This is a genomic window from Microbacterium gorillae (genome assembly GCF_050990725.1).
GTDB lineage: Bacteria > Actinomycetota > Actinomycetes > Actinomycetales > Microbacteriaceae > Microbacterium > Microbacterium gorillae_A.
On the sequence record NZ_CP158844.1, the window covers coordinates 96,709 to 118,435 of the forward strand.

The following is a 21,727-nucleotide window of genomic DNA, read 5'->3' on the forward strand; positions in this document are numbered from 1 at the left end:
ATCGCCGCGTTGCGTGGATTGTCGCCCACAGACGGAAGTCTCGCGGGGTATGGGGTGGCCCTGGGGTGACTACCGTGGGGTCATCGCACTGACACCGGCCCGGGCTGAGCGTCTGGCCATTCCGTCAGGCCCCCTACCCGCGCCCGCGGAGATCGGCGAACCCGAACCGACCGGCGTCGGGCAGAGCGGCGCGGATGGCGGCGGTGTCGAATCTTCCGACGGGGGCGAGATCGTCGGGGAGCTCGTCCGCCGGAGGCGCCGCATCCACCACGCCTTCGGCGAGCATCATGGCCTGCGCCTTCGCGAGCAGTGGCACGCGCATCGTCCACTCGGCGAGCTGCGCGAGGACGTAGTGGAAGACGATCGGGGCGGGTATCACCCACACGCGCCGTCCAACGGTGGCGGTGACGCGTCGGACGGCATCGCTCAGCATCAGGGTCTCGCCACCTCGTACCGCGACGGTGCTGCGCGTGAGCCGACCATCGATGGCCGCGACGGCCACATCGACCAGTTCCTCCACCGCGATCGGGGCGATCGGCTTCTCGTGCCAACCGACCGACGCGAACAGCGGCAGGGTCTGCACCGTGCGGCTGAGGTGATCCACCAGGTGATCACCACGGCCGTAGATCATGCCGGCCTTCAGGATCGTGTAGTCCAGCCCGGAGGCACGGATGAGCTCTTCGGCCTCCCACTTCGACTGGTGATATCCGGATCGCGTCCCCGGCCGGGCGCGGAGGAAGCTCAGCAGGATCACCTTCCGCACTCCGGCACGCTGCGCTGCCTCGATCACCGCGGCGGTTCCCTCGACGTGCACGCGCTGGAACGTCTGCGTACCGATCTCGCGGTTGATGCCCGCAAAGTGCGCGACCACATCACACCCCTCGAACGCGCGCGTGAGGGAGTCGATATCGGTGACGTCCACGCCGTTGCGACGCGACGCCAGGACGACACGGTCCTCTGGGTAGCGATTCGCGAGGTGCCGACCGACGAAGCCGGTACCTCCGGTGATCGCGATACGAGGTACGTGCGCGGAACTGAACATGTTCGAAAGTGTAGATCCTGAGGCGACCGTCGGCAAGGGCACGGGTGGGAAGCCGGGACGCGGTCAAATCCTCCGTGACTCACGTCCGCTGACTCAGGCGCTGGTTGCGCGGCGGCATGATTGCATTGCCGATGCTGGGGCGGGCGGGGTACCTTCCGTACATGGCGATGGGGCGTGAATCATCGGGGAGGCTTCGGCCACTGGTGCTGTGGTGCGTCTCCGGCGCGCTTGCGCTGATCGTCGTGTCGGCAGTGGCGATGCCGCTCGAAGATCCGACGTGGCCCGCACGAGTCGTTGCGGGCTTCACGAATGGGGACACTTCTCTGTGGCAGTTTGCGCTGATGGCACTGTGCATCATGGTCGTCGCCACCGCAGGGGTTTTCGTCCTGAGCCGTCGGGTGACGAGCGTGCCTCTGATTCGCATCGCCCACGCCACCGCGTTCCTTGCGGGCGCTTTCGCCGTCACAGCCTGGTGCGCGCGACTGTGGATCACGGGTCGAGAGACCTATGAATCTCCGACCGGGTGGATCATGCTGATCCTCGCCGTTGTGATGCTTCTTGCTTCCCTGCTGATAGGAGCGGGGATCGTTGCTCTTGTCGTCGCCGGCATGGCGAGGCGACGCGCGGCGAGCTTCCCCGCATAGCCGCTTTCCTGGTGCGTGGGCCCCATGGTCCTTTTGTGTGGCCCTATGCGGACTCGCGCGCGGGGAGAGCTTCCTCGGCACCCGTGACGTCGGCGACGTCGTAGAAGGCCCTAGGCAGTCCCGAACCCACCGCAGCGAAGAAGTCCAAACCGTTGTTTGCATACACGAGGAGAACTCGTGCACCAGGCAGACCGCTCGCCGGTCCCTGTTCAACGCCGAAGGTCACGTCGAGGTGCCTGCCATCGCTGACGCAGATCGCTCCGCCCGCGCGTCACGCATGATGCGGACACGAAACCAGCTCGGAACCATCTCGCGACCGGGATGCTCGCTCCTCAGGGGGTTGCGATGCATAATTGAACGTGTTCAAATTGGTCCCGCGATCTGACAGATTGGATGGTTGATGATGGCCCGCAGTGACGTGCGACGAGAGAGTTGGCAGTTTGTCCCGACGCTGTGCATCTGCCTCGGTGTCGGATTCTCTGTCTCCCTCGTGTGGTCCGCCACGTTCGTGCAGTTCGATCTCGTGCCATTCGCAGAAATGATGAACCGGACCGTTCCGCAGGTTTGGAACGAAAGCTGGATGTCGATCTTCCTGGGCGTGCTCGTGGGATCGGCAATTCCATCGCTGAGTGTGGCATCGCTGCTCGTGGGGAAGAACAGGCAGCGGGTTCGGTATTTGCTGGGCGTCACAGCTGCATCTAACTTCGTGCCGGCGATCGTTCCTGCTTACCTTGCTGCTGGGCTGGGTGGTGGTGGGAACGGTGCGGCTTGGTTTGGCCTGCTCGCCTGGTTCGGGGCGGTGGGCATGTTCTTATCGCTGTATCCGTGGCGTCCCAAAACCGGGACCGCCCACGGTGAGACCCGGGTCGATCGAGCGGTCTGACGTTCGGTGCGCGAGCGATCTTAAAGCGGGAGCGCCGAGGCCGGATAACGGGGGGATCTGCGAGGACGGGGCTTCCGGCGGAAGCCGTTTGAGGGGTAGCTTTCCTCACAGTTGATCTCGTCGCATCGAACGAGACGCGAATCTCGCCGGGGAGGGGACATGTCAGTCGGTCTCCATCGGCAGATTCTCAGCAGAGGGTTGACACGGGTGCTCGCGGTGGCCCTCATCAGCGCCCTCGCTGCCCTGTCGTTGACGAGTTGTTGGATGCCCGGTGCGCCTATTGAAACGCGAGGATCGCTCAATGCGGATGATGGGATGGTGTCCGTGGCCTGGTGTGGGCCCGAGGAGCGGTGGGAGCACCTCGAGGCTTGGTATTCATCGACGATTACGCACGGGAGTAGGTCCACGCGCATAGAGGAGGGAGAATTCGAAATTGGCGGCGATTCCCCTCCCCTCGATCTTGAGAAAACGGCGTCGAGCAATGTCGTAATTCGGAGCGAACCTATTGACCGGATGAATGTGAATACTGTCACCGTGGCTTTGGAAAAAAACACCTTCGCATCGACCGACGGGTCGTCGAATAGAATCTTCGTCTTCGCTTTTGAGCCTGGCCAGCTCGCGGAATGGCCGCACGGAAAGTGGGTGACTTCTGGTTACGAATGGCGCGACAGTCCGTGTGGCTGAACAGGGAAGCTCACAGTTTGCGTCGTCGAGGGGCGGCCGCGGTTCTCGCGGTTTGCGTCAGTGCACTCCTCACATCTTGCTTTCCTTTCGGTGCGCCTCTGGAGAACAGAGGATTCATAACCGTTAATGAAGACCACGATGTGCTGCTCGTTTGGTGTGGTGCGAATACTGCTTGGAACTCGCTGAGCGGGGTTTACGTGACCGCAACTTCGAACCACGGTGAGATCTTCCTCGAAGCAAAAGGGGAGTTTGTGGCGAGTCAAGATTCGCCGTTCAATTTGGGTGAACTACCTTCGTCGATGGTCGTGTCTCGCTCCGAGAGGATTCCGCTGTCAACGGCGGCCGGTCTGACCGTAGGCATATCTTCTCGAGTGGGACAGTCCGTCAAGGCCCTGAGTACCCTTGACTTCGAATTCGAGAAGGGAATGCTCGAAGACTGGCCCCGTGGTATGTGGCTTCAATCAGGAGGTGGTCTTCGAAGCGCTGCGTGTAGGTGAAAAGCAAGTGGCTCTTGAGGTACCGGATGGTGCAGCGGATCAAGGTTCGCAATTTCACCTCTCCGAGGGTCAAAGCGGTTCTTCGGAGGCGGAGCGTAGCCGGGGGCTATGGTGCTCCAGAGGCGGCGGCAGGAACTTTCGCCCTCTTAACGGGGGCATCCTGGCTACTTGTACCGCGAGAATACCGGGACGCGCGTCCCAGAATCGATTGGTGAGCATGGCGTTCCGGCTACCGCCCGCCCCGTTTCGCATCGTGGGGGTGGTCCTCAACGTTCTCTTCTCGGCTATGCTTCTCGCTTTCTCGATCTGGAAGCCTGCGTACCTGCCATGGGGAATCGCGTGGCTCTTCGCTATTCCTGCGGTGATTTGGCTCAACGTCCCTTTGGCCCGGAGGGCCCGACGATGGTGCGCCGAGGAATCTGCAGTTCTTGTCTCGTTGGTGTCGAAGGTGAAGGTGAACGAGCGAGGGAAGACTGAGGAATACGGGCATGGTTGGGTGGTGTCGCGCCGATGTGGAACGACTACACCTACAACTCGCTGAACGGCAACCGGACTGGTCTGACTTATCACTCGGCAACGGGAACGGCATCGACGGTCTCGTACACGTATCCGACGGCGACGTCGGCGCGTCCGCATGCGGTGACGACGGTGGCGGGTCCGGTTGACCTCGGCGCGGGGACGTATGGTTACGACGCTGCGGGCAACATGACGTCGGCGCCTGGGCAGACGATCACGTTCGATGATGTCGGCAAGGTGACGAAGGTGGTTGCCGGGTCGGTGACCGTCAGCAACATCTACGACGCGTCCGGGAATCTGCTGTTGCGAACCAGTTCGGGCTCCGAGGGATCGTCGTTGTACGTCGGTGACACGGTGCTGAGTCAAGCGAAGGGGTCGAGCGTGGTGGCGGGGTTCCGGACGTATGTGGGTCCCGAGGGTAAGCCGGTCGCGCAGCGTTCGGCGAAGACGGGAACCGCAGGGACGGTGTTCACGTGGCTGTTCAGCAACCATGATGGGACCGTGGACACGCAGACGGTGGCGAAGACGGGTGCGACGACGCGTTCGTATCGGGATCCGTTTGGCGTGCCCATCGGTGGCTCCACCGGCGTGTGGGCAAACGGCAACGGGTTCTTGAACAAGCCGGTGGTGGGTTCGACGAAGCTGACCACGATCGGTGCCCGTACCTACGCGGCGGTGATCGGCAAGTTCATCAGCGTGGACCCCGTCACGGACGCTCGACGGCCACAACAGAACACTGGCTATGCGTACTCCGGGAACAACCCGATCACATTCAGTGACCCGACAGGGTTGATCTTGGACGAGGGGTGCGGCGGGTGGCACGTCAAATGCGGTGCCAGCGCAAGCACGCCCTCTGCGCCCGTCAGGGTTGGCGGAGAACTACCTGCCCCAAACTCCGATGGGAACTGGTGTGGAGTCGGCGACTGGAGTTGCCGAGTCAACCACGCCATGAGCCAACGGGGAAAGACCCCAGCCGAGGCCGGCGTACCCTGCCAAGGCCGGCACTGTGCAGGTATGCGCATCGGATTGCGGCTCTGGGAGCGCGACTACTACTCATACGAGTACTCCCATGTTATTCATGCACCGTTTGCCACGCCTGAAGGTGCAATGAACACATTCAAGAACTTTCCGAAGAGTATTTTTCCATTCCAGATAGGGGGTTGCGACACATTTTCGACGGGCGATGTCTGCACTCTGTATCCCGGGACTCCCAAGTTCCCGCCGCCAGTTCCCGCTGACAACGTGGGGATAGTAGGGGTGAATGTGACAGATACCAGCGTGAAGTTCACCGTGCTCGAATGGGGGTACTTCGACGGGCCAGGCTCTACAATCGATTTCAGCACCAGCCGAAACTCTCAGGGTGATCTTCTGCTGACGCAATCTGCTGTCGCGTATCACGCAAACGGGCTTCTGGCCTTCTTCATTAAGGAGAGGCACGCCTCGGAAAAGCCGTGGCAGCAACAGGCGCAGAATCTGGAATGGTTGCTCAATGGTCCGTAAGAAGGGATCTCTGGGCGTGTGGGCTGCGATCCCCGTATTTCTAACGTGCTTGGGGGGTGGAGTTTTCTCATCTCTCGTGTGGTCCTTGGCCTTCGTTGGGGTGGAGTTGGTTCCATCTGCTTCAAGCTCAAATCTTACTGCGAGCGAGATTTGGAGAGAGAGTTGGATGCCAATATTCTTATTTGCAGCAATCGGATCGTGCGTGCCCAGCGTTAGCATTGCTGCGTTCTTAGCTGGCAAACACAAGTCTCGTCTAAGACTTGCTGCTCGCGTCGTTGGTGCCTGCAACCTCGTTCCGTCTCTTGTGCCAGCGTTTACAATGGCCGGCTTAAGCGGAGATTTGCGTGATGTTGCATGGTGGATGCTGTTAGCAACATTTGGGGCCATAGTCATGTTTCTCTTGCTCTACCCCTGGAATCGAACGGAGAGCCGGACGGACAGTATGCCAGGGTGATGAGGTGGCGGGTTCACGCTTGCGTTGAGTGTTCTTACAATGCGCTGGGCGCGCTCATGTTCTGGTATCGGGCGCAGTGGTCTACGGGAGGTCCGGCCGGTGCGGCGATCACTGGTGGCTTCGGGCGGGCGGTCAAATGCATGGCCGGGGGTGGCTACGAGGTGGCTTCGGGGGTGGGTGTAGTGCCGCCGTTGACTTCAACTACTCACGGAGCCCGCCCTCGTCGTCCACACCGACGCATTAGGTCTGCCCTGCCATCGGATCTCAGCTGACTCTAAGTCGCGCGAGGGCGGCGGCGGCGACGGCCGCTGCGTCCGAAGGTGAGGGCGCAGGCGTGAGCCCGAGGAGCCGGCGGCGATGCGGCTCGCCGAGTAGAAGCGAGAACAGCGCCTCAGCCAGCGCCGGATCCGACACGTGCTGCCGAAGTGCGGCGATGTAGCTCTCCGGCCCATCGCGATAGAACTGCGCGCCTAACTCCGGGAACTCCCGTGCCGACGCGATCACCAGCCGATGCAACGCGATCGCCTCATCCGAGTGCAGGATCTCCACGATGCTCGTGGCGAGCTCCTGAAGACTCCCCGCTCCGGGATGCGTGAGGGCGCGATCACGCAAGCGCTCCACGGCGGCCAGGAAGATCTCGGCGCGCGTGGCGAAGTGGCCGTAGATGGTGCGCTTCGTGACGTGAGCCTCTTCGCGGATGTCGTCGAAGGTGACCCCACCGAAGCCGTTCTCAATGAACAGCTTGACTGCGGCGTCGAGGATTTCGTCGCGGCGCTGCACGCGCTCCGCCTCCGTGGGGCGGCCGCGCTTACGAGCGGGCGCCGCGTCGTCGGTCGCCATCGATCTCCCTTCGCCGAGCTCCATCCTATAATGAAACGTAATTCGTATCATTTATCGTGTTCGCACCCGAACCGATGCCGGGCGAGAAGGAGATCCCATGCCCCCGACCAAGAGGCGAGCCGCCAAACCGGCCGAGGCTCCAGAGCTGCTTGCGCTGTACCGCCAGATGGTGGGTATCCGGCGCTTCGAGGAGCGTGCCGCCCGCGCCTACACCGAGGCCCGCGTTGGCGGCTACTGCCACCTCAACCTCGGCGAGGAGGCCACGGTCGTCGGGCTGATGAGCGCTCTGCGCACCGACGACTACGTCTTCACCAACTATCGCGAGCACGGCTATGCCCTCGCACGCGGCATCGCGCCCGAGCGACTCATGGCCGAGCTCTACGGCCGCAGCGACGGAGTGTCGAAGGGCTGGGGCGGGTCGATGCACATGTTCGATGCGGAAGCCCGATTCATGGGCGGATACGGCATCGTGGGCGGCCAGGTCCCGCTCGCCACCGGTGCCGCACTCGCCATCGACTACCGCGGCGGCAGCGAAGCGGTGGTGTGCCTGATGGGGGACGGGACCACCAACATCGGCGCCTTCCACGAGTCGCTCAACATCGCCGCCCTGTGGAACCTGCCCGTCGTCTACGTGGTGGTGAACAACGGACTGGGCATGGGCACCACGGTGGAGATGTCCTCCGCCGAACCCGAGCTGCACCGGCGTGCGTCGTCGTACCGCATGGCGTCCGCCTGCGTCGACGGCAACGATCCGATCGCCGTGCGTGATGCCGCTCGCATCGCACTCGACAGCGCTCGCGTGGGCAAGCCCTACCTGCTGGAGACCCGATCCGGCCGCCTGAAAGGACACTCCGTGGTGGACCCCGCCCGCTACAGGTCGCAGGAGGAGATCGCCGCCGTGCGCGATGCCGATCCCATCGCCGCGTTCGCGCTGCACCTGCGGGATGCCGGCGTCCTCACCGACGACCTCGTGGCGGAGATCGATGCTGCGGCGCTCGCCGCTGCCACAGCGGCCGCGGACTTCGCCGAGGCCAGTGCGCACCCCGACATCGCGTCTCTCTTTGACTACACCTACGCGACGCCGGTGCCCAACGACTCCCGTCGGCTCCCGGGCCAGGCGCTGTTCCCCGCGGCCCCGAGACCCGCGGCTCGCGAGGCCGAGGCGGTGAACGCATGAGCGTCATGAGCTACCGCCAGGCCCTGCACGACGCCCTCCGCTCGGAGATGCTGCGCGACGATGACGTCTTCCTCATCGGCGAGGAGATCGGCCGATTCGAGGGGCCGTACAAGATCACCGCGGGCATGCTCGACGAGTTCGGCCCGAAGCGCGTGCGCGACACCCCCATCGCGGAAGAGGGCTTCACCGGCGCCGCGATCGGTGCCGCGATGCTCGGACTGCGCCCCGTGGTGGAGATCATGACCATCAACTTCTCCCTGCTCGCGCTCGATCAGATCGTCAACCACGCCGCCAAGATCTACGGCATGTTCGGTGGTCAGGTGAGCGTCCCTCTTGTGATCCGCACGCCCGGCGGCGGTGGGCAGCAGCTCGGCGCCACGCACTCGCAGAACATCGAGCTCTACTACGCGTTCGTTCCCGGCATGAAGGTGGTCGCGCCCGCCACGCCCGCTGATGCGAAGGCGCTCATGCTCGCCGCCATCCGTGACGACGACCCCGTGCTGGTGCTGGAGAACCTCGCGCTCTACAACACCACTGGTGACGTGCCCGACGACATCGAGCCGGCCGAGATCGGTCGCGCCGCCATCACTCGCCCCGGTGCGGACATCACCGTGATCGCGTACTCCCGCATGGCCGTCGTCGCCCTGCAGGCTGCCGAGGAGCTCGCCGCCGAGGGGATCGACGTGGAGGTGGTGGACCTGCGCAGCCTCCGCCCCCTGGATCGGGACACCATCATCGACTCGGTCCGTCGCACCTCCTGCGCTGTGGTGCTGGAAGACGACTGGCTCACGTATGGGATCGGCGCCGAGATCGCCGCGACCATCTCCGACGGTGCGTTCGACTGGCTCGACGCCCCCGTCCGTCGCGTGGCCATGGCCGAAGTGCCCATGCCTTACGCGAAGTCCCTGGAGCTCGCCGCGCTCCCGTCGCTGGAAGACGCGAAGACCGCGATCCGCGAAACCCTCGACGCCGTCGCCCGGCGCCGCTGAAGAGTCGAAGGAACAGCAATGATGATCGACATCCTGATGCCCCGCCTGTCCGACACAATGACGGAAGGGGCGATCGCGGCCTGGCTGAAGCAGCCGGGCGACACCGTCGCGCCCGGCGACCTGCTCGTCGAGATCGAGACCGACAAGGCCCTCATGGAGCAGGAGGCGTACGACGCCGGCGTGCTCGCGGAGATCCTCGTGCCGGTGGGGGAGAACGTTCCGATCGGCACCACCATCGCGCGACTCGATGACGGCAGCGGCGACGTGCCGGCGCCGGCAGGCGCGGCACCGGGGGTCGCCTCGTCCGTGGGAGCCGTGCCGGTGCCGGATCAGGGCGCAACGGCGACAGCAGACGCGTCGCCGTTGGATACGGATACGAGTCCCGCCGCGGCCGACAGCGTGGGACGTTCCTCGTCCATGCCCGGATCCCTCGCGACTCAGTCGGGAGGTGAGACGCACCCGACTCCTGTGCCCGCCGATGACCTCGCCCCCGCGCGTCTTTTCGCGACGCCTCTCGTCCGGCGACTCGCGCGTGAACGCGGTATCGACCTGGACGCCGTCGCCGGATCCGGTCCGGGCGGCCGGGTCGTCCGCGCGGATCTCGACGAGCTCCCCGTGGCCCCAGCCGCGCCGGCCTCGAGCGCCCCGGCTGCCCTCGCCCCGGACGCCCGCGAGCCCGAAGCCGTCCCGTTCGACGCGATCCGCGAGCAGATCGCGTCGCGACTCACGACCAGCGCCACCACCACGCCCACCTTCACCGTGACCGCCACGGCCGACGTGACCGATCTGCTGACGTTGCGCGCCGACCTCAACGCGCAGCGAACGACGGACGCCCCGCGCGTGAGCGTGAACGACCTGCTCGTGCGGGCGACCGCGCTCGCGCTGCGCGCGCACCCCGGCGTGAACGCGTCGTACGCGAGCGAGGGTCGCGGCGCCACGCTGGTACACGGCCGCGTCCACATCGGCATCGCCGTCGCCTCACCCGCGGGGCTGGTGGTTCCGGTGATCCGCGACGCCGATCGGCTCGCGGTCTCCCGCATCGCAGCGACATCCTCCGCCCTGGTCGCGAAGGCCGCGGAGCGGCGCCTCACCACGACCGACATGGCCGACGGCACGTTCACCATCAGCAATCTCGGGATGTACGGCATCGATCAGTTCGACGCGATCATCAACCCGCCCCAGGGTGCGATCCTCGCCGTCGGTGCCGCACGTGACGAGCTCGCCCTGAACGACGACGGCACCGTGGTCACCCGCCGCACGATGCGGCTGACGCTGACCGCCGACCATCGGATCATCGACGGCGCGCTCGCGGCCGCCTTCCTGTCGACTCTCACCGACGTGCTGCGGCGCCCGCTCGCCGTGCTCGCCTGAGTCAGCGGGGGAGCGGCGCGCCGATCAGCCCTTCTGACACCTCCCACATGCGCTCGGCATCGGCGGTGCTGCGCAGCGGGCGATAGAGGGCCTGCTCCGCGGGCATGCCACCCACGTGTCCGATGCCGCGCGGACCGTAGAGAAGGCCGCCGCGGCCCGAGGTGGCGGCCAGGAGCGCGGGAAGTGCCGCCGTCTCCGGCGTTCCCACGACCAGTCCGCGCGCCGAGGCCCAGCGGATGACGCGAACCTCCAGGGTGTCCGTCGTGCGCCCGAGTTCGGGTCGCGCCGACAGCAGACTCGTGGGCGCGACGCCCGGGTGAGACAGGTTGCTCGTGATTCCCCAGCCGGCTTGGATGCTGCGGCGGTTCAGCTCCAGGCCGAACAGCCCCAGTGCGATCTTCGACTGCCGATACGCCCGCATGCCGTCGTAGGAGCGCGTGCTGTTCAGGTCGTCCCACATGATCGGTCCGCGACTCGCGGCGACGCTCACCTGGGAGGTGACGCGTGCCTTGCCGTCGCGCAGCAGCGGGAACAGATGGGCCACCAGCGCGACGTGACCCAGGTGATTCGTGCCCAGCTGCAGCTCGAACCCGTCGGCTGTGGTCTGGCGCTCGGGCGGCGTCATGACCCCCGCGTTGTTGATCAGGAGGTGGATCGGCTCGCCCCGCTCCTGCATCACCGCGCCGAAGGCGGCGACCGACGACAGGTCGGACAGATCGAGACGTTCGATGCGCACGCGCGCGTCCGGAGCGGCATCCCGAATCGTGCCGAGCGCCGCCTCACCCTTCGCCGGGTTTCGGACCGGCAGGACGATGTCAGCGCCAGCCTGGGCGAGCCGCTTCGCGATGCGGAGGCCGATTCCGTCGCTGGCGCCGGTGATCACCGCGCGCTGGTTGGTGAGGTCCGGCAGGTCGAAGTTCGTGTTCATGTCCTCAGCCTGCGTCGCCGCCCGCTCGCTATCCAGGACTTCCCAGGTCGTGGATACGGACCGCCGGGAGTGCGAGGATCATGCTGATCGAGGGGAGACGCCATGGCGGTGGATCGAACGGCCCTGGCCGACTTCCTGCGCATGCGGCGCGGTTCGCTGCAGCCGGAGGACGTGGGGCTGGCGCGAGGATCGCGTCGTCGCACCGAGGGTCTGCGTCGCGAGGAAGTCGCCGGGCTCAGCCATATGTCGCCCGACTACTACGCGCGACTGGAGCGGGGCGACGGGCCGATCCCGTCGGAGCAGATGCTCGCCGCCATCGCGCTGGGGCTGCACCTCAGCGTCGACGAACGGGATCATCTGTTCCGGCTCGCGGGGCACCAGCCGCCCGCGCGCGGCAGCGACAGCGAACATGTCAGCCCCGGCATGCTGCGGATTCTGGACCGACTGACCGATACGCCGGCCGAGGTGGTCACCGAACTCGGGGAGACCCTGCGGCAGACGCCGCTCGGTGTCGCGCTCACGGGGGACGCCACCCTGCTTCGCGGATCGGAGCGCAGCATCGGCTTCCGGTGGTTCAGCGATCCCGGCAGCCGGGCGCTCTACGACCCGAGCGAGCACGAGTTCCTGTCGCGGCTGTGGGTGTCGGGGTTGCGCGGGGTGATCGCGCGCCGCGGTTCCGAATCTCGTGCCGCGCAGTACGCGCGCATTCTGCGTGAGACGAGCGAGGAGTTCCGGGTCATCTGGGAGCGTCAAGAGGTGGGGCTGCAGCCACGCGCCGTCAAGCGATTCCGGCATCCCGAGCTGGGAGCCCTGGATCTCACGTGCCAGACGCTGCTCGATCCCGAGCAGTCCCATGCCCTGCTGGTGTACACGGCCGCGCCGGGATCGGAGAGTCAGGAGAAGCTGCGCCTGCTCAGTACGCTCGCGCCGCGCACCCCGCTCACGGTCGTGTGACGACAGCCGTCGTCGCGAGGTCCCGCTTCACCGCTCGGCGCAGCGCGACGAAGAACACGATGAGCCCGGCCGTCAGCAGGATGTGGCCGATGCCGGCGATCCCCGCGATCATGCCGCCGGCGTCGAGCCCGAGCACCGTGAGACTTCCGTGCCAGATGAGCATCGCAGACGTGAGGACCACGCCCGCGTTGTAGAGCCAGAAGAACCAGCCGAACAGCTTCGGGCTGCGGGAGATTCCGAACACCTTCTCGATCACGAGCGCGATGAGCAGCACGATGAAGCCGAGCGTCAGCAGGTGCGTATGTGCGAGCCCCAGCTGGGTGGCTCCGCCCTCGGGGAAGTCGTTCGCCTTCGTGAACTCGCGGTAGAACAGCCCGGAAGCCAAGCCGAGGATCAGGTAGCTGAAGGCAGCGGTAAGCAGTTTCGTCATGGCACGTCCTGTCTGGCGGTGAGCGGGGGAGACCGAGAGCCACTTCACCAGAACGCCGTCTCGACGGCATCGGGAACAATGCTGAAGTCCGCCTCATCATTTCGGATGAGGGTCAGCGCGAACCGCCCGGCATGCTATAGTTGATTTTTCAGGCAACTGAGGTCGCGTTTCTCCCCCGAAATCCTTCGGACCGGCTTCCGGGCTTGTTCCTCCTGGCAGATCATCATCTGCCTCGCGTCACCAGAGTCGGTGCACGCCCCTTCACTTTTGATTGGCTGTTCTTCATCACTTTCCCTGCATTTCCTCCTCCGCCGACGTCTGCCCAGCTGGTGTGGCGTCAGGCCGATCACGACGTTCACGTCGCCACGCTGAACGGCGAATTCGCCGGATTCGTGGCCGAAGACGCCGGACGATTCGTCGCGCACGACGCTCACGCCGTGCCGGTCGCGCACACCGCCACACTCGACGAGGCGCGCGACATCCTCGACACCGCACACGCTCTCGCGTCCGCGGCGTCCACCCCACCGGTGAGCGCGCATGCGCGCCTCACCCGCACAGCTCCGCGGCGGCATCGTCGCGGTTACGGGGATCGCACACGCGGTCCCAAGCACAGAAGGAATGACGTTATGGCCACTGGCACCGTCAAATGGTTCAACTCCGACAAGGGCTTCGGCTTCATCGCTCCCGATGACGGCTCGGCCGACCTGTTCGCGCACTTCAGCGCGATCTCCGGCAACGGCTACCGCAGCCTCGAGGAGAACCAGAAGGTGGAATTCGACGCCGAGCGCGGCCCCAAGGGCATGCAGGCAGCGAACATCCAGGTTCTCTGAATCTTGAAGTGAAGAGGAGGGTGCGAGTATTCGCACCCTCCTCTTGTCATCTTCGGATGTCGTATTCAGCCGGCGGCATGCACCGCCGCGTAGCGTTGGGCAGAAGTGGTCGGCACACGCCGCGCGCTTCCGCATCCAGTCGCGCGCCCGGGCTGCTCAGAGAATCGACGCCTCCATCTCTTCCATCACCGCCGACTCTGTCAGCACCCTCGGACCCGTCCGCCAGACCTACGCACGCAGCGAAGACTTCCCTCCGATCGCCCGCGCTTACACCGAGCTCGCGCAGGTTGTGCGCGAGACGGGTCTCCTGCGTCGCAGCCGGTGGTTCTATGCGCTCACCGCGCTCGCCATCGCCGTCGGCTTCGGTGGTGCGATCGCCGGCTTCATCCTGCTCGGCGACAGCTGGTTCCAGCTGCTGATCGCCGCCGCCCTGGGCATCCTGTTCACACAGGTCGCCTTCCTCGCGCATGAGGCCGGGCACCGCCAGATCCTCAGCACGGGCCCGGCGAACGACCGTCTGGCCAGCGTGCTGGCTGCCGTGGTCGGCATGAGCTACTCCTGGTGGAACAGCAAGCACAGCCGGCACCACGCCAACCCCAACCGCGTGAGCAAGGATCCGGACATCGAGGTCGACACCATCTCGTTCCTCGAGGCGGACGCCGCGGAAGCGCGGGGGCTGCGCCGCTGGATCACGGTACGACAGGGGTGGCTGTTCTTCCCACTGCTGACGCTGGAGGGTCTGAACTTGCACTACCAGAGCCTGCGTCACCTGCTCTCTCGCGGTCCGATCACGAATCGCTGGTCGGAACTCGGCATGATCGTCGCGCGATTCGCGCTGGTATTTGTTCCTGTCTTCCTGCTGCTGCCGATCGGGATGGCGTTCGCCTTCGTCGGCGTGATGCTCGCGGTGTTCGGCGTGTACATGGGGGCGTCGTTCGCCCCGAACCACAAGGGCATGCCGGTGATCGCCCCCGACGCCAAGCTCGACTTCTTCTCCAAGCAGGTGCGCACCTCGCGCAACATCCGCGGCGGGTGGTGGGCCACCATCCTCATGGGCGGCCTCAACTACCAGATCGAGCACCACCTGTTCCCGAGCATGGCCCGCCCGCAGCTGGCTCGCACGCGTGAGATCGTGCGCGAATACTGCGCGAAGCACAGCGTCCCCTACGCGGAGACGTCGCTGTGGCGCTCGTACGCCATCGTCATCGACTACCTCAACACGGTGGGGCTTGCGGCCCGGGACCCGTTCGACTGCCCGATGGTGCGACAGTACCGCCGCGTCTGACGGGCGTCCTGCTGTCGCGAAACGAGGAGATTGTCGCGAACGGAGGACGAAAGCCCGACGTCGGTGACGAGCTCGGCGAATTCTCCTCGATTCGTGTCGCGATCAACACCCACGCATCGACATCCCCTTCATGCGAGAGCATTGCTGCGTGAGGGCTTCGACACGCGATCGGGTGGCGACGGTGATCTCCGAGATCGGAGGGCCGTCGCCGCTGCTGCTCGTGGGCCTGCTGGAGGTGGGGCTGCCCACCGGGGCTGTCCTGCCGACACTCATCTCAGTGTTCACCATGGCTGTTGCACCCTATGGCGCGACCATCTGGCTCGCGCGCGCCGGCAAGGTGGACGGCCGGTTCGTCGCGGACCGGAGCCAGCGGATGCCCATCCTGCTCGCGACGCTCGTCGTGGTCATCGCAGGTGCCGTCGCGGTGGTGCTCCTGCAAGCTCCGAGCAGCCTGGTCCGACTGTCCGTCGCCGCCGTGGCTGCGCTGATGATCGTGATGGTCATCACGCTGCGCTGGAAGATCTCCATCCACGCCACCATCGCGGCCTTCTTCGCCGGCCTGCAGGTCGCGCTCTTCGGTCCCATCGGCTTGATCGCGATGCTGATCCCGCTTCTCGTGGTGTGGGCGCGCTATCGCCTGCGCGCGCACACTGCGGGGCAGCTCATCGCCGGTCTCGCGCTCGGCGCTGCACTCGCGTTGAGTTACGCCCTGCTCGGCTGAGGCGAGGTGCTCGTCGCAGCCCACGATCGACCGTCGAGGCCGAGGGGCACGGGGACGCCCAGCGCATAGAGGGCATGAACGCCGATGTCAGCCTGCGACGCCCCGGCGGCGGAGCTCGCGTCAATGCCGGGACCGGACGCCGCGATCCACGCGGTGCGTTCGGCATCGCTGTCGCCACCGTGATGCCCCCCGTCGCGGTGGCCATGATCGGTCACCACGATGATCGTCCAGTCCTCGTCTGCGCGCTGCGGCCGCGCTTCGATGGCGGCCCGGAGGACACCCACCTGTTCGTCGGCGCGCTCGATCGCCTCGCGGTAGCGGACGGTGACACCTTCGGCGTGCGCCACCATGTCGGGAAGGAGAAGGTAGGCGAATACGGCGGCGTGGTCTCGCGAGAGCAGTTCGCGTGCCGTTCGTGATGTCACAGCGTCGTCCATCACCGCGATCGCGGCGAGGGCCGCATCGTCGGTGCCGTCTTCGACGCCGGTCGGCAATTCGGGCCGGAACCCGCCGGGGGCGAACACGGGTCCTCCGGCGGCGTCGCTGACAAGGGGCGCCCATGCCGCGGCGGCGAACGTCGTAGCAGCCGGATCGTGAGCCCGGATGCGGGAGAGGAAGTCCGGATACTCGTCCAGGTGATGACCGCGCAGGTCGTTGTCATCGATGCCGTGGCGATCGCGATGCACACCCGAGGCGATACTCGCCCAGACCGGAGCCGAGATCGTGGGATTGCGGTCGTCCACGCGGACGTCTGCCCGGAACCCGGCATCACCGATCGCGTCGATGTGGGGAACGTGGGCGCTTCGCAGCACATCAGCACGGACGCCGTCGATGCCGATCACCAGAACATGCCGCGTCATCGTGCTCCTCGCTTCACTGCGGCCGTCCTTCGCCGCCCGTTCAGACTATGGCTGAGCGGGCGGGGGGAGCCGCCTGACCCACGACCTTTTCCGGCATTGGACGATCGCCGGAGCTATGACCCCAATACTGGGGTCATTTGATTGAACGTTGCGGATCGTTACTCAAAACGAGGGCGTTTTGGGTGCTTGTGACCGGTCCGTCGCTCATCGCAGGCACATCGACGCCGTCCAGCGATATCTCAGGGGTTTCTCACGTCGCACAGATGTGAAAACGCTCTCCGTGATGGTCACCCGTGGCCGCAACAGGCCGGTCAGGGGCCCTTCCTCGGCCCTTCCCGCCCCTTCGTCAAGCCGCTAGATTCGAGAAGCTGGCCTATCCCCAGGACCAGCTGCCCGCGCGCCCGGGTTCCCCGTCAGGCGCGGTGCACTCTGCGTGCGCGGAGACGCGCAATCGAACAGGAGTGATCTGTGAAGAGGCTCATCGCAGGAGGTGCGGTCGGTGCTTTGGCCGCAACCCTGCTGACCGTGGGGGGAGTGAGCCCAGCCGCTGTCGCAGCGACCGGTGACGGCACCATCTCCGTCACGGTGGTGCAGGACAACAACGTGAATAAGGAGCACGACGGTCTCGACGTCGGGCTCGAGGGTGTCAAGGTTCACTTCTTCGACATCGCTGGCGACGAGATCGTCGTCGACACCGACGCGGACGGCGTGGCAACTCTCGCCGCCGCCGACAACACGCTGGCCGGCGGTCGTTACCGCGTCGAGGTCACCAACCCGGATGCCGGCAAGTACAGCGAGGCGCAGATCGCGGACGGTCACACCGACCCGCAGTTCGCTCCCGCCGTGTCCTTCGTGGACGTGCGTGGTGGCAAGGACGCGACGCTGACGGTCGGCTACGTCGACTACACCACACTGGGTGTGGACGGTGCCCGCATCTACTCCTCTGTGATGGGGAACGATATCTGGCCGTCGCAGAACAGCGGCACCGAGGTCTACAGCACCCGGTACGACATGACCGGTGGCCCGACTGACATCACCACGACCGGCACCATCGGCGCTGTCTACGGCATCGGCATGGACAGCCGGAGCCTCGACATCTACGCGGGTGCCTACGCCAAGCGCGGCTCGCTCTACGGCCCCGGCGGTTCCGGTGCGATCTATCGTGTCAACTCGGTGACGGGCGCATGGGAGATCTACGCCACCGTGGCGAACGCCGGTGACACCGAGCACGACCTCGGTCCGCTCGACCCGGCCGCAGGCTTCGTCCACCACGACTTCGCCTTCCGCGAGGCCGTCGGACGCGAGGCCCTCGGCGATGTCGACATCACTCCGGACAACAAGTTCCTGACCACCGTGAACCTCAACACGGATTCCCTCGTGGTCTACCCGGTGCAGGCCGATGTGAACCCGGCTCCGCTGCAGACGCTGAAGATCGACGCTCCGGCCAGCTGCACCAGCGACTGGTCGCCCATGGGCCTCGGTCAGAAGGACTCCAGCCTGTTCGTGGGTGCCATCTGCGGCAGCGACATGAAGACCTACCTGCTGGAGTACGAGCGGGCTGCAGACGGCACGCTCAGCGCGTTGCCGGTCAGCACCCGCGAGGGCGAGGTCGCGCTGACCGTCCCTCGCGCCGGACAGAACGGCCCCTTCGGTGGCTCGATGGCCGCCGAGTGCAACCCGGTGGCTTGGCGTGTGTGGACCGACGACGTCCCGCAGGCCTGCATCAACGGCGGTCTGAACGCTCCGGCTGTCGGCTGGTGGCCGCAGTTCGTGGTGCCGCAGCCGATGTTCGGCGACATCGAGTTCATCGAGAACGGTCAGATGGTTCTGAGCTTCCGCGACCGCAGCGGTGACCAGTACGGTCTCGGCATGTACGTGGGTCAGAAGGACCGCGACACGCCCTCCTACGGCAACATCGTCGCGACCGGCGACATCATCGCTCTGCCCGCGGACGCGACGTCGCTCGACTTCGCGAACCCCGTTCATGACTTCTCTGACACCGGCGCGTTCCACGCGCAGGCGGCCTACTCGGGAATCGCGCACGTGCCCGGTAGCGACACTGTCGTCAGCAACACGATGGATGCCACCGGTGCAATCAACACCAACGGTCTGCGGGCGTATGACGTCGAGACCGGCAACGGACGCGGGAACACCTTCCTCACCAGCGCCTTCTACAAGGGCATGGGTCTGGCGGATCTCGAGGCACTCGTTCTGGAGCAGACGCAGCAGATCGGTAACCGCATCTGGTCCGACCTGAACCAGGACGGTATCCAGAGCCCGAATGAGCGCGGAATTGCCGGCGTGCAGGTGAGCCTGTATGACGAAGAAGGAACGCTCATCGCGACCACGGAGACAGACGCGAACGGTGAGTACTACTTCGACACCGCTGATGGTCTGCTTCCGGACACGAAGTACGAGGTCCGTCTGGACCGCGCCAGCGACTTCGAGGCGGGTGGGCCGCTGGTCGGCTACACGCCGACCGAGGCCAACGCTGGACTCAACCGCGACATCGACAGCAACGGCGTGCTCAACGACGGTGGTGTGGTCGTCTCGGCTATCACCTCGCCGAAGGCCGGCGTGAACGACCACTCGATCGACTTCGGTTTCGTGCCGAAGCTGGTCTCGATGGGCACGTACGTCTGGTACGACGCGAACAGCGACGGCGTGCGCGACCCGGGCGAGGCACCCATCGCGGGCATCGAGGTCATCCTCTACGACGCGAACGGTGTCGAGGTTGCTCGCACCACGACGGATTCGAACGGGTTCTACGCGTTCGGTGACCTCGAGGCGAACGCCGAGTACACGGTTCAGTTCCCGACCACTGCTGAGGTGGACGGCAAGCAGGTTCCGCTGACCCGTCCGGGTCAGGGCACGGACGGCACGAAGGACTCCAACGCCGACCCCGAGACGGGTCGCGCGACCTTCCGCGCTCCGTCTGACGGTGAGAACTCGACTCTTCCGGGCGAGGTCGACCTTCCCGGTGTCGACGCGGGTTACGCCACGCCGATCCTCGTCTCCGTGGGTGACTACCTGTGGATCGACGCGGACCGTGATGGTGTCCAGGACTCCGGTGAGAAGCCGGTGGCTGGTGCCGAGGTCATCCTGTACGACGCTGAGGGTGTCGAGGTCGCTCGCACGACGACGGATGAGAACGGGTACTACGCGTTCCCGAACCTGACGCCGTCGACCGACTACACGATCGCGTTCCCGACCACCGTCACCGTGGGTGGCAAGGAGTACCCGCTGACGAAGCAGGGTGCCGGCAGCGACCGCGGTGCGGACTCGAACCCGGGCGCGGACGGCAAGTACTCGTTCACGTCGCCCGCGAACGGTGACAACTCGACCGCTCCGGGCGAGGCCGACGACCCCACCATCGACGCGGGTTACGTGCCGCCGGTGCTGGTGTCCGTGGGTGATTACCTGTGGCTGGACGCGGACCGTGACGGCATCCAGGACAAGGGCGAGAAGCCCGTTGCTGGTGCCACCGTGATTCTGTACGACGCTGAGGGTGTCGAGGTTGCTCGTACGACGACGGATGAGGACGGGTACTACGCGTTCCCGGATCTGACGCCGGGTGCGGACTACTTGATTCAGTTCCCGACCACGGTGACCGTGGGTGGTAAGGAGTACCCGCTGACCAAGCCCGGTGCCGGTTCGGACCGTGGTGCGGACTCGAACCCGGGTGCGGATGGCAAGTTCGCGTTCACTGCTCCGACGTCGGGTGACAACTCGACCGCTCCGGGTGAGGCTGACGACCCCACGATCGACGCGGGCTACGCGCCGCCGGTGCTGGTGTCTGTTGGTGACTACGTGTGGGTTGATGCTGACCGTGATGGCATCCAGGACAAGGGTGAGAAGCCTCTTCCGGGTGTTGAGGTGAAGCTGTTCGACAAGGATGGCAACCTGGTCGGTACGACGAAGACGGATGAGGACGGGTACTACGTGTTCACCGATCTGACTCCGGGTGCGGAGTACACGGTGCAGTTCCCGACGACGGTGACGGTTGGTGGGGTTGAGTACCCGCTGACCACGCCGGGTGCCGGTAGCGATCGTGGTGCGGACTCGAACGCGGGTGCTGATGGTAAGTACACGTTCAACGCGCCGACGTCGGGTGACAACTCGGCTGAGCCGGGCCAGGCGGATGACCCCACGATCGATGCCGGGTATGTGATCCCGTCGGTGTCGGTGGGTGACTTCGTGTGGCTGGACACGGATCGTGATGGTGTGCAGGATGCGGGCGAGCCCGGCATCCCGGGTGTCACCCTCACGTTGACGGGTCCGGATGGCAAGCCGGTCACGGATGTGTTCGGTAACCCGGTGGGTCCGGTCACGACCGACAAGGATGGCAAGTACTCGTTCGAGAACCTGCCGGTGCTGGCCCCGGGTCAGGAGTACACGGTCACGGTGACCCCGCCGGCCGGGTACCTGCCCACGCTGCCGGGTGTGGGTGAGCCGGGAACGGACTCGTCCACGGGTTCCGCGTCGTCGGGTGACCTGACCACGGATGGTGCGCGTGATGACACGCTGGACTTCGGGTTCTACCCGAACCTGGTGTCGATCGGTGACTACGTGTGGCTGGACGCGGACGGTGATGGTGTTCAGGATCCGGGCGAGAAGCCTCTCCCGGGTGTTGAGGTGAAGCTGTTCGACAAGGATGGCAACCTGGTCGCCACGACCACCACCGACGAGAACGGTTTCTACGTCTTCACGGACCTGAAGCCGGGTACCGACTACTTCCTCGAGTTCCCGACCACTGTCACGGTGGACGGCGTGGAACACTTCCTGACCCGCCCGGGCCAGGGAACCGACGGTACCGACTCGAACGCTGACCCCGCGACCGGACGCGTCCCGGTCACCACGCCGAAGACCGGGAACAACTCCGCCCTGCCGGGCGAGGTCGATGACCCGACCTACGACGTGGGTTACGCGCTCATCCCGGTCGTCACCCCGACCCCGACGCCGACGCCGAGTGCGCTGCCGTCGACCGGTCTCGGTGACATGACCCCGCTCGCGGGCCTCGCGGCCCTGCTGCTCCTCGCCGGTGCGGGTGCGTTCATCGCACGCCGCCGCACCAGCCAGCAGTAACCCGAGCAACACCAAGGCGGGCCCGTCGCGAAAGCGA

Annotated in this window: 17 protein-coding genes; 11 read left to right on the forward strand and 6 right to left on the reverse strand. The window is 65.7% G+C overall.

Annotation, left to right across the window (positions count from 1 at the left end; all coding sequences use genetic code 11):
• Positions 1-133: 133 nt before the first annotated feature.
• Complete coding sequence (locus ABTV68_RS00455; RefSeq protein WP_433675650.1) at positions 134-1,042, reverse strand: SDR family oxidoreductase; 909 nt, start codon at positions 1,040-1,042, stop codon at positions 134-136.
• Positions 1,043-1,203: 161 nt separating this feature from the next.
• Here ABTV68_RS00455 and ABTV68_RS00460 point away from each other — a divergent pair, with 161 nt between their 5' ends.
• On the forward strand, positions 1,204-1,686 hold the full coding sequence (locus tag ABTV68_RS00460; RefSeq protein WP_433675651.1) for a hypothetical protein: 483 nt from the start codon (positions 1,204-1,206) through the stop codon (positions 1,684-1,686).
• 43 nt (positions 1,687-1,729) lie between these two features.
• Here the strand turns inward: ABTV68_RS00460 and ABTV68_RS00465 are convergent, their stop codons facing one another.
• Positions 1,730-1,912 (reverse strand): hypothetical protein, encoded by a 183-nt coding sequence (locus tag ABTV68_RS00465; RefSeq protein ID WP_433675652.1) that lies wholly within the window; start codon positions 1,910-1,912, stop codon positions 1,730-1,732.
• Positions 1,913-2,086: 174 nt separating this feature from the next.
• On the opposite strand from ABTV68_RS00465, the gene ABTV68_RS00470 reads away from it, so the two are divergent.
• Entirely contained in the window at positions 2,087-2,569 is a 483-nt protein-coding gene (locus tag ABTV68_RS00470; RefSeq protein ID WP_433675653.1) for a hypothetical protein, read from the forward strand.
• Between the two features lie 1,691 nt (positions 2,570-4,260).
• Positions 4,261-5,766, forward strand: a complete 1,506-nt coding sequence (locus ABTV68_RS00475) for an RHS repeat domain-containing protein (protein WP_433675654.1) — start codon at positions 4,261-4,263, stop codon at positions 5,764-5,766.
• Positions 5,767-6,484: 718 nt separating this feature from the next.
• On the opposite strand, the gene ABTV68_RS00480 is transcribed toward ABTV68_RS00475, so the two are convergent.
• Entirely contained in the window at positions 6,485-7,060 is a 576-nt protein-coding gene (locus tag ABTV68_RS00480) for a TetR/AcrR family transcriptional regulator (RefSeq protein ID WP_433675655.1), read from the reverse strand.
• Between the two features lie 97 nt (positions 7,061-7,157).
• On the opposite strand from ABTV68_RS00480, the gene pdhA reads away from it, so the two are divergent.
• The 3 genes from pdhA to ABTV68_RS00495 are packed head-to-tail and all read left to right on the forward strand — an operon-like array spanning position 7,158 to position 10,597.
• Complete coding sequence (gene pdhA / locus ABTV68_RS00485; protein WP_433675656.1) at positions 7,158-8,237, forward strand: pyruvate dehydrogenase (acetyl-transferring) E1 component subunit alpha; 1,080 nt, start codon at positions 7,158-7,160, stop codon at positions 8,235-8,237.
• Complete coding sequence (locus tag ABTV68_RS00490; RefSeq protein WP_433675657.1) at positions 8,234-9,226, forward strand: alpha-ketoacid dehydrogenase subunit beta; 993 nt, start codon at positions 8,234-8,236, stop codon at positions 9,224-9,226. The genes pdhA and ABTV68_RS00490 overlap by 4 nt, the downstream gene beginning before the upstream one ends.
• 18 nt (positions 9,227-9,244) lie before the next feature.
• On the forward strand, positions 9,245-10,597 hold the full coding sequence (locus ABTV68_RS00495) for a dihydrolipoamide acetyltransferase family protein (protein ID WP_433675658.1): 1,353 nt from the start codon (positions 9,245-9,247) through the stop codon (positions 10,595-10,597).
• A gap of 1 nt (position 10,598) precedes the next feature.
• On the opposite strand, the gene ABTV68_RS00500 is transcribed toward ABTV68_RS00495, so the two are convergent.
• Positions 10,599-11,525 (reverse strand): SDR family oxidoreductase, encoded by a 927-nt coding sequence (locus ABTV68_RS00500; RefSeq protein ID WP_433675659.1) that lies wholly within the window; start codon positions 11,523-11,525, stop codon positions 10,599-10,601.
• A 102-nt stretch (positions 11,526-11,627) separates the two neighbouring features.
• On the opposite strand from ABTV68_RS00500, the gene ABTV68_RS00505 reads away from it, so the two are divergent.
• Complete coding sequence (locus tag ABTV68_RS00505; protein ID WP_433675660.1) at positions 11,628-12,479, forward strand: helix-turn-helix transcriptional regulator; 852 nt, start codon at positions 11,628-11,630, stop codon at positions 12,477-12,479.
• On the opposite strand, the gene ABTV68_RS00510 is transcribed toward ABTV68_RS00505, so the two are convergent.
• Complete coding sequence (locus ABTV68_RS00510) at positions 12,466-12,909, reverse strand: DUF2871 domain-containing protein (protein WP_433675661.1); 444 nt, start codon at positions 12,907-12,909, stop codon at positions 12,466-12,468. The genes ABTV68_RS00505 and ABTV68_RS00510 overlap by 14 nt on opposite strands.
• Before the next feature lie 626 nt (positions 12,910-13,535).
• Here ABTV68_RS00510 and ABTV68_RS00515 point away from each other — a divergent pair.
• From ABTV68_RS00515 to ABTV68_RS00525, 3 genes are all read left to right on the forward strand, one after another.
• The gene (locus ABTV68_RS00515) at positions 13,536-13,739 is read left to right on the forward strand and encodes a cold-shock protein (protein ID WP_404920233.1); all 204 of its coding nucleotides are present in this window, start codon (positions 13,536-13,538) and stop codon (positions 13,737-13,739) included.
• A gap of 175 nt (positions 13,740-13,914) precedes the next feature.
• Positions 13,915-15,024: a fatty acid desaturase family protein gene (locus ABTV68_RS00520; RefSeq protein WP_433677666.1), complete on the forward strand. Its 1,110-nt coding sequence runs from the start codon at positions 13,915-13,917 to the stop codon at positions 15,022-15,024.
• Positions 15,025-15,172: 148 nt separating this feature from the next.
• On the forward strand, positions 15,173-15,745 hold the full coding sequence (locus ABTV68_RS00525; protein WP_433675662.1) for a hypothetical protein: 573 nt from the start codon (positions 15,173-15,175) through the stop codon (positions 15,743-15,745).
• Here ABTV68_RS00525 and ABTV68_RS00530 read toward each other — a convergent pair.
• Entirely contained in the window at positions 15,727-16,605 is an 879-nt protein-coding gene (locus ABTV68_RS00530; RefSeq protein WP_433675663.1) for an alkaline phosphatase family protein, read from the reverse strand. The genes ABTV68_RS00525 and ABTV68_RS00530 overlap by 19 nt on opposite strands.
• Before the next feature lie 468 nt (positions 16,606-17,073).
• On the opposite strand from ABTV68_RS00530, the gene ABTV68_RS00535 reads away from it, so the two are divergent.
• Positions 17,074-21,690 carry an SdrD B-like domain-containing protein gene (locus ABTV68_RS00535; protein WP_433675664.1) on the forward strand — a complete coding sequence of 1,539 codons (4,617 nt, stop codon included), beginning with the start codon at positions 17,074-17,076 and terminating at the stop codon, positions 21,688-21,690.
• Positions 21,691-21,727 lie beyond the last annotated feature (37 nt).